The following is a 7,424-nucleotide window of genomic DNA, read 5'->3' as shown; positions in this document are numbered from 1 at the left end:
CAATATAAATACAAAAAAGAAGGTGACTCTAAACAAGTTAAGATAAAGGATAGAGCGAGTATTTCTGAAAGACCTAGCAGTGCTAATAGAAAAAATCTTTATCACTTTGAAGGTGACACTATTGTTGGTAAAGACCATAAAAGTGCTATTGTAACAATGGTCGATAGAGCTAGCAGATTTACTATTTTAGCCAAGTCTATAGATAGAACAGCTAATTCAATCAATAGAATATTGTACAAAGTATCTAATGGTCATAAAATATTAACAGCTACATTTGATAATGGTAAAGAGTTTGCTAAACATAAGAAGCTAACTAGCAAGACTGGCATCAAAGTATTCTTTGCTGATCCATACAGTCCTTGGCAAAGAGGTACTAATGAAAACATGAATAGGTATATCAGACAATTTATACCTAAAGGTACTAACTTTAACAATATATCTCATCAATACATTAGAAAGTTACAGATAGACTTGAATAATAGACCTAAGAAATGTTTAAATTACTTGACACCTAATGAAGTACATTTTGGTATCTCTATAAACATTGAGAATACAATCTAGCTTTTAAATTATCTGCCTACGCTGTTTTTTTGTAGGCTTTTCTGGGCTTAATAAGTTAGCTGTTTTTCTGATAATTGCTTCTTTTTCTCTTTTTTCGATACTTTGTTGTGTTTCTGTGTAGAGTTTTTGAGCTTTAGTAGCTGATTTTCTAACTTCATCGAGAGCTTCAACAATTATTATTTTTTTAATATATGACTGTTGAATTTGATATTCATCACCAATATTTACAGTTTTGCTAACTTTTGTTTTTTGTCTTTGAAAGTGGACTTTACCACCTTCGATAGCTTTTTTGCAAGAGCTCTAGTTTTGTAGAATCTAGCAGCCCATAACCATTTATCTAATCTTACATTCATATCAGAAGACAGTTAATTTGATTATATCTAATAATAACTAGCATTTTAACTAGTTTTAAAGTCTGCTATCCTAAAAGACAACTTAAGACTATAAAAAAGTATCGATGAATAAAACTATAAATTTACATAAAATGAAAGCATTATTAGATAGTGATAATAATGCTCGTTATGAGTTAGATTATATCTCTATAAATGATTTGATTGGAAAGAATTTAAAAATTGAGTTTCTAAATGAAATAAACTGCGTATCTTGTGGTATTAAAACTAAAAAAAGCTATTCTCAAGGCTACTGCTTTATGTGTATGAGGAAGCTACCAGAGTGTGATATTTGTATCGTTAAGCCTGAATTATGTCATTTTGCAGCAGGGACTTGTAGAGATGCTAATTGGGGCGAAGAAAACTGTATGAAAACTCACATTGTATATCTATCAAATACAGGAGATATCAAAGTGGGGATTACAAAGCTTAAAAATATTCCTTCACGTTGGATAGATCAGGGAGCTAGTCAAGCGATACCAATCTTTGCTGTAGAGACTAGATTAATATCAGGCTTAGTTGAAGTCGCTATTAAAGAGCATATCTCAGATAAAACCAACTGGCGAAAAATGCTTCAAGGAGAACCAGATTCTAGAGTGGATTTTGCGAGTTTAAGAGAAGAATTGATAGAAAAATCTAGTAAGAAAATAGCTCAAATCAAAGCTAAATATGGTGATAATAGTGTTGAAGCTGTAGAGGGTAATATTCAAACTATAAATTACCATGTGCTTGAGTATCCTACAAAAATCAAGTCATTTAACCTAGATAAAGATCCAATAATTGATGCAAAGCTTATAGGTATCAAAGGTCAGTATTTAATATTCGATACAGGTGTGATAAATATCCGTAAGTATAGTGGCTATAAGTGTAATTTATTTGTATAAAATCTTCAGATAGTTAATATAAATTAGTAACATTTTGTAAGACTTTGTAAAGCAAATTCAATATCCTTTTCTGATGATTGATCATCTTTTCTATTTCTATACACACTAAGAATCTTTTTGATTAAGCTTGCTTGATAATATTCTTTTGAAATTTCATGCTTTTTGAGTTTTTGTGTATCTTTGATTATAGATTTAATAGCAACTTTTCTACTTAGAGTATAAGGAGTAAGTGGAAATAGTTTAAATGCTAACCAAAGACCTGTACATCCAACAATTGAGCTCATAGCTATAGTAAATGATGAAGTGATTTCAAAACTCATATGATTACTTGGCTGAACCATAGATACAAACCCTAAATAAAATCCAAGACTATACATCTGTAATTTGGGGATATTGAGTGTGACTATAGGAATAATTAGGACAATTAATAAAATTAAAATCAATAGCTCAAAATACCCAACAGCTTGTGAGACTAAATTTAAAGTTATAAAGATGCTTATTGGTATAGATATTATTATGCCTATGATGTTTTTTCCAATTGCATCAGTAGGATTAGGAGCTGATATAAAAAGTTGGGATAATACACAAGGCAAAATAATCATCATCAGCAAGCTTGAGTTGCCATCCGTACTAACCCATATATAGTACATAACGAAGAGTAGACTTACAGTCCTAGCCGTAGCTATTAGTGTGACAATCGGATTGGTGTATCTTATGAAGCTATATGTGATATTATTTTGATTACTTACGAGTTCTAAATTTTTATAACTAGATACTAAATTGATAATTTTTGTTATGACTTTAGTTAATTTTTGATTTTCAGATATAACTTTAAGATTATCATTTAAGCTATCAACATTATTTAAACTACAAGCGATTGTCTTTAAGTGATTTTGTAAGGTAGGATTATTTTTTGTTTTAGCTAAACTTTTTCTTAATGAGTGTACGGCTTCTATTAGCTCGACTACAGCATTTGAAAATATAAGATAATTACTCTTATCTAGGTTTTCATATTTTGTAGCACTTAAGTCATTATCAAGAGCTACAAGGCTATTAAGAATTCCTTCAACTTTTAAATTATACTTTTGATTATTTATAAGATCCTGTGTGGAAAACATTTCTTGTATATATGCAGTAGTAAGGTTAAGTACTTTATTAGAGTGATTTTTTAATGTTTTTTGTATTTTGACTGGGAATATATAGTAATTTACAAAACATGAGCAAATACAGCCAATAGATATTTCAGTTACACGAGAGAATCCTGTATGAAAAACAGTCTCTTCGGTAGTGAGTATAGGATTAGCTATAGAGTAAAAAACAATTATTATGCAGGTAACATTTGCTAGAGCTAAAGCATAGATAAAGTTTGGGTGAGACATATTGGCAGAGAAGAATATAGATATAGATATAAATATACATAGAGCTATCAGCGCTAATACAGGAAAAGGCAAAAAAAATGTGACTATTAAAAAGCCAACAAACACTCCAATAAAAGATACAGCTATTAATAAGAGAGCTTTTTCAATAATAAAACCAGTCTCTGGTCGAGTTTGTAAAAATAGTGTAGAAATCATAGCCCACATTGGCTTATCCAAGTTTAGACTCATCGAGATATATAGAGCCATAGTCAAAGATATACAGCCCTTAATTGTATAGATGGCATTTTCTTTATTTATAATTGTTGGTAGCTCATCTAATATCTTTTGTATCATTGTATTGTTACCGTTGCGTTAATACCGAATATTAAGTTGACACTTTTAGGTATCACATCTAGAGCTATATTAACAGGTATTCGCTTAGATAATCTTACCCAGTCATAGGTCTGCTGTACTTTAGGTAATAGTTGGCTGTTTACATCTGTATTGTTATCAGCTACTGCTTTACCGATACTTATTACATGTCCATGTAGCAGCTCTCCACCACTCATTAATTCAGTATTTGCTTTATCGCCAATTTTTATATTAGGTAGTTTGGTTTCTTCAAAATATCCTGTCACATAGAAAGAATTAGCTTCAACTAAAGACATTACTGGTTTTGCTGCTACAACATAGTTTCCTTGTCGTAGCTCAATATTGTTTATGGTGCCGTCAGCTGGGGCATAGACACTTGTTCTGTCTAGATTAATCTTTGCAAGTCTAGCTTCAGCTTTTGCTTTTTCAAGATCGGCTTTTTTTAGTTTCACTTGCATATGATATTCATCAAGTGTATCAAGGCTTATTGAACCATCTTTGCCAAGTTGTTCTCTACGTTGATATTGGCGATCAGCTAGCTCCCATAGCATTATAGCATGCTTAAGCTCAGCTTCTTTTTCATCTAGAGTTGCTGTATATCTATCTCTATCTATAGTGAAGATTAATTGTCCTTTTTTTACTTTTTGGTTATCAGATACATATATTTTGGTTACAAACCCAGAAACATCTGGTGCAATAGTGATAATGTTGGCTCTAATTCGACCATCTCTTGTCCACGGTGAATATAAATAATATCTCCAGATTGAATATAGTGATAATAAAGCAAGGCAAATTATAATAATGCTAATAGCCGTTTTAGTTTTTTTATTTGGCATTTTAGTTTCCTATTAGTAGCATGCTTAAGCCTAAATAACAGATAAATAATGCAAGGTTAAACCAAGACAATTTAAGATCTATATAGTCATGTATGATTTTGGGTATTGCTAGATTTGTAGTGATAGTCAATATTGCTGCAATAGCCAAAAATAATATTATTGGAGAGATTAGTAAACCATCAAAAGTAATTACAGGCATATCAAGCTCCTTATTCGGATGAGACTTTTTTTAAATGTTGTTTGTGGGGATAAATATTTATGTAACTTTCCTGAAAACAATTATATGATACACTGTATTGTAAAATGATATAATAATATTTTGGTAATTCATATAAAAAAAGTTATTATTAGTCAAAATATTGTTAAACCTTTGAAATTATTGACTTTTTATGAGTAATGAAAAAAAAATCCAAGTGATTAGTAGGGCTGTCAATGTACTACAAAGTATTAGTGATGAGCCTGGTGGGATGAGCTTGGGAGATATAGCAAAGAAAGTTGATTTGCCACGATCTACAGTGCAAAGGATAGTTGCTGCCCTTGAAGCAGAAGGATTCACAAGAAGTGAAGGTGCTGGTAAGATTTTACTTGGGTCAGGTATTTTTAAGTTAGCTTCATCATCTTATGCAGATATTGTTTCTTTGACACAAAACTCATTAAGAAAGCTTAGTGAAAAAATACGTGAAACAGTTGCCCTGACACAATCTAATAATACAGATCTTATTATAATGCACCGTTTCATAGCAAATAGGGAGCTACAAGTAATTCCAAGAATAGGCGTACTTGAAAAACCAATTTATTATACTGCCTCTGGTAGGGCTTTATTAGCACTATATTCAGATGAAGAAATTATTGATATCTTCGGTGAAGAGGTTGCTAATAAGGAATTATTTGATAAGCTTGCTAAGATTAGAGAAGATGGTGTTGAATATGATTATGGTAAAACAATAGAAGGCATAGTCAGTACGGCAGTAGCTGTAAATACATTTTTAGGTAGTCTTGGTGTTTCTATTCTTGTACCTCAATATCGTTATGCGGAAAATAAAGATTTTTATATCAAAGAGCTTTTAAAAGTTAAATCTAAAATTCTAGCAGATATAGGTGTAAAACATTCTGAATAGATTGATCAATCAATCAGATCTTCTAGTATAAACAAATTGACAATCTATAGTTATATGAGAGAATTCGAAGATAAAAAAAATCTTAGTTTAAAATATAAATAGATGTCTACTAATGACTGGAAAAAAGCCCTTAAAGAATCTTTCTATTCACCTTTAGAATTATTAGAGTTTTTGGAAATAGATAGTGAAGAAGCCAAAGTTTCATTAAATGTAACCAAGAAATTTAAAATGATAGTGCCTAGATCATTTGCTGAAAGAATGCAAAAAGGCAATATCAATGACCCATTGCTCAAACAAGTTTTGCCAACTATCGATGAAGAGGTAATAGATCAAGCCTATAGTAGCGACCCTCTTGATGAAAAAAATTATAATAAAGTGCCAGGACTATTACATAAATACCATGGTAGAGTTCTACTGGTATCACAAACAAGCTGTGCTGTGCATTGTCGCTATTGTTTTCGCAAAGAGTTTGATTATAGAGAAAATATTCCCGGTAGAAAAGATTGGTTAAAAGCATTTGAATATATAGCAAATGATCAAAGTATCGAGGAAGTTATATTAAGTGGAGGTGATCCTCTTTTAAATAACGATGAAATATTAGAATTTTTTGTAGAAAATATCCAGCAGATACCTCATATCAAAAGACTTAGGATTCATTCAAGAATACCTGTAGTATTACCAGAGCGAATGACTACTAAACTTTTGAAAATTCTATCAGAGCATAGGCTTGATACTATATTAGTGATACATGTGAATCATCCAAATGAGTTAGATAATAATATTAGAGAACTTTTAAAAGAAATACACAAGCATGGCATAATTATCCTAAATCAAAGTACATTACTTAAAGACATAAATGATGATGCTAATGTATTATATGCTTTGAGTACAAAACTTATAAATGCTAAAGTGATTCCGTACTATATACACTCACTAGATACTGTCTCAGGAACTAAACATTATAATGTTGATAGTGCTAAAGATATTATGAAAAAGCTTTCAGAAATTTCATCAGGATTTATGGTACCTATATTGACTAAAGAAATTCCAGGATATCCATCGAAGAAATGGCTATCTTTTCATAGCTAATTAAAAATTGTTGATGTTTTAAAATCTTATAAAAACAAATAAATCAATCATTCTTGTCTTTAGATTTTTAGATAAATTTTTATCTTTATTTGTAAGTTATAATAAGTTCGAATCTATATACTTATAACAAAACTGACCATCCTATTTTTATCTATATAGCCATTTTATAGTATATACTGTATGTATGTGGAATTATGTTAGGTAATAATTCTATAAAATTCATTCTTAGCTAGACCTTTAATTATCAGCTTTTTTTGATCTGTCGAACTTTTAACACTGATACGAAGAAATATTTCTACAGGTCTTATAGTGTTGATAAATATAAAAGGTACTAATATATGAGTAAGCAACTATATGGAGTTATAGCGACTTCAAGCGATCAAAATGAACAGAGATTGCCAATTAATCCAGAACTATTATTAGCTAGATTGTATTCTGAAAGTTTTAAATAGTTGAAAGAGAGTTCCAAATATAGTTTATTAGGTTTTGACGAAACTAAAATAAACGATAAGGAACTAAAAAATGCCAAAGCACTTAACTCTTTCAAATAGATATTGTATAGAAGAATTACTTAAATTAGGATACCAAACATCTCAAATAGCCAATAAAATTGGCTATAGTGAAAGAGCTATAAAAAAGGAACTTAATCGCACTAGTATAAATAGTGACTATAATGCTGAGATAGCACAGAAGCTATATCAAAGCCGCAGAACTTCAAATAATCATAAGCTATCCTGTAAAGTTAAAAAGCTAATAATAGCTTTGTTAAAAAAGAAGATATCTCCGGAACTTATTTGTGGTAGATTAAAACATGAGG

General features: G+C 30.4%; 8 protein-coding genes and 1 pseudogene. 5 read left to right on the top strand and 4 right to left on the bottom strand.

Translation table 11 applies throughout. The features are described 5' to 3' along the window. The coding region (locus F8C69_RS07675; RefSeq protein ID WP_159183759.1) for an IS30 family transposase at positions 1–561 on the top strand (561 nt) is incomplete at its 5' end. Positions 562–564: 3 nt separating this feature from the next. Here the strand turns inward: F8C69_RS07675 and F8C69_RS07670 are convergent. After that, positions 565–914, bottom strand: a pseudogene (locus F8C69_RS07670) (RNA-binding S4 domain-containing protein). A 104-nt stretch (positions 915–1,018) separates the two neighbouring features. Here F8C69_RS07670 and F8C69_RS07665 point away from each other — a divergent pair. After that, positions 1,019–1,834: a DUF2797 domain-containing protein gene (locus tag F8C69_RS07665; protein ID WP_159184790.1), complete on the top strand. Its 816-nt coding sequence runs from the start codon at positions 1,019–1,021 to the stop codon at positions 1,832–1,834. A gap of 23 nt (positions 1,835–1,857) precedes the next feature. Here F8C69_RS07665 and F8C69_RS07660 read toward each other — a convergent pair whose 3' ends face one another. From F8C69_RS07660 to F8C69_RS10715, 3 genes are read right to left on the bottom strand one after another with little or no spacing between them, the layout of a single operon-like run. Continuing rightward, positions 1,858–3,546, bottom strand: a complete 1,689-nt coding sequence (locus tag F8C69_RS07660; protein WP_159184789.1) for an FUSC family protein — start codon at positions 3,544–3,546, stop codon at positions 1,858–1,860. Next, complete coding sequence (locus F8C69_RS07655) at positions 3,543–4,400, bottom strand: efflux RND transporter periplasmic adaptor subunit (RefSeq protein ID WP_159184788.1); 858 nt, start codon at positions 4,398–4,400, stop codon at positions 3,543–3,545. Before F8C69_RS07655 ends, F8C69_RS07660 begins: the two co-directional genes overlap by 4 nt. Before the next feature lies 1 nt (position 4,401). Beyond that, positions 4,402–4,599 carry a hypothetical protein gene (locus F8C69_RS10715; protein ID WP_004287616.1) on the bottom strand — a complete coding sequence of 66 codons (198 nt, stop codon included), beginning with the start codon at positions 4,597–4,599 and terminating at the stop codon, positions 4,402–4,404. A 190-nt stretch (positions 4,600–4,789) separates the two neighbouring features. Here F8C69_RS10715 and F8C69_RS07645 point away from each other — a divergent pair, with 190 nt between their 5' ends. The 3 genes from F8C69_RS07645 to F8C69_RS07635 form a co-directional block, all read left to right on the top strand. Beyond that, positions 4,790–5,518: an IclR family transcriptional regulator gene (locus tag F8C69_RS07645; protein WP_159184787.1), complete on the top strand. Its 729-nt coding sequence runs from the start codon at positions 4,790–4,792 to the stop codon at positions 5,516–5,518. Positions 5,519–5,620: 102 nt separating this feature from the next. Then, complete coding sequence (gene epmB, locus F8C69_RS07640; RefSeq protein WP_159184786.1) at positions 5,621–6,607, top strand: EF-P beta-lysylation protein EpmB; 987 nt, start codon at positions 5,621–5,623, stop codon at positions 6,605–6,607. A 522-nt stretch (positions 6,608–7,129) separates the two neighbouring features. Then, on the top strand, positions 7,130–7,424 hold a 295-nt coding region (locus F8C69_RS07635; protein WP_159184785.1), incomplete at its 3' end, for a helix-turn-helix domain-containing protein.

Source organism: Francisella noatunensis subsp. noatunensis (assembly GCF_009823375.1).
GTDB classification, from domain to species: Bacteria; Pseudomonadota; Gammaproteobacteria; order Francisellales; family Francisellaceae; genus Francisella; species Francisella noatunensis.
This window is presented reverse-complemented; position numbering and strand designations above follow the sequence as displayed.

Coding starts and splice junctions, on each gene's coding strand:
- F8C69_RS07665 (WP_159184790.1), top strand. CDS start 1,019: ATGAATAAAACTATAAATTTACATAAAATGAAAGCATTATTAGATAGT.
- F8C69_RS07660 (WP_159184789.1), bottom strand. CDS start 3,546: ATGATACAAAAGATATTAGATGAGCTACCAACAATTATAAATAAAGAA.
- F8C69_RS07655 (WP_159184788.1), bottom strand. CDS start 4,400: ATGCCAAATAAAAAAACTAAAACGGCTATTAGCATTATTATAATTTGC.
- F8C69_RS10715 (WP_004287616.1), bottom strand. CDS start 4,599: ATGCCTGTAATTACTTTTGATGGTTTACTAATCTCTCCAATAATATTA.
- F8C69_RS07645 (WP_159184787.1), top strand. CDS start 4,790: ATGAGTAATGAAAAAAAAATCCAAGTGATTAGTAGGGCTGTCAATGTA.
- epmB (WP_159184786.1), top strand. CDS start 5,621: ATGTCTACTAATGACTGGAAAAAAGCCCTTAAAGAATCTTTCTATTCA.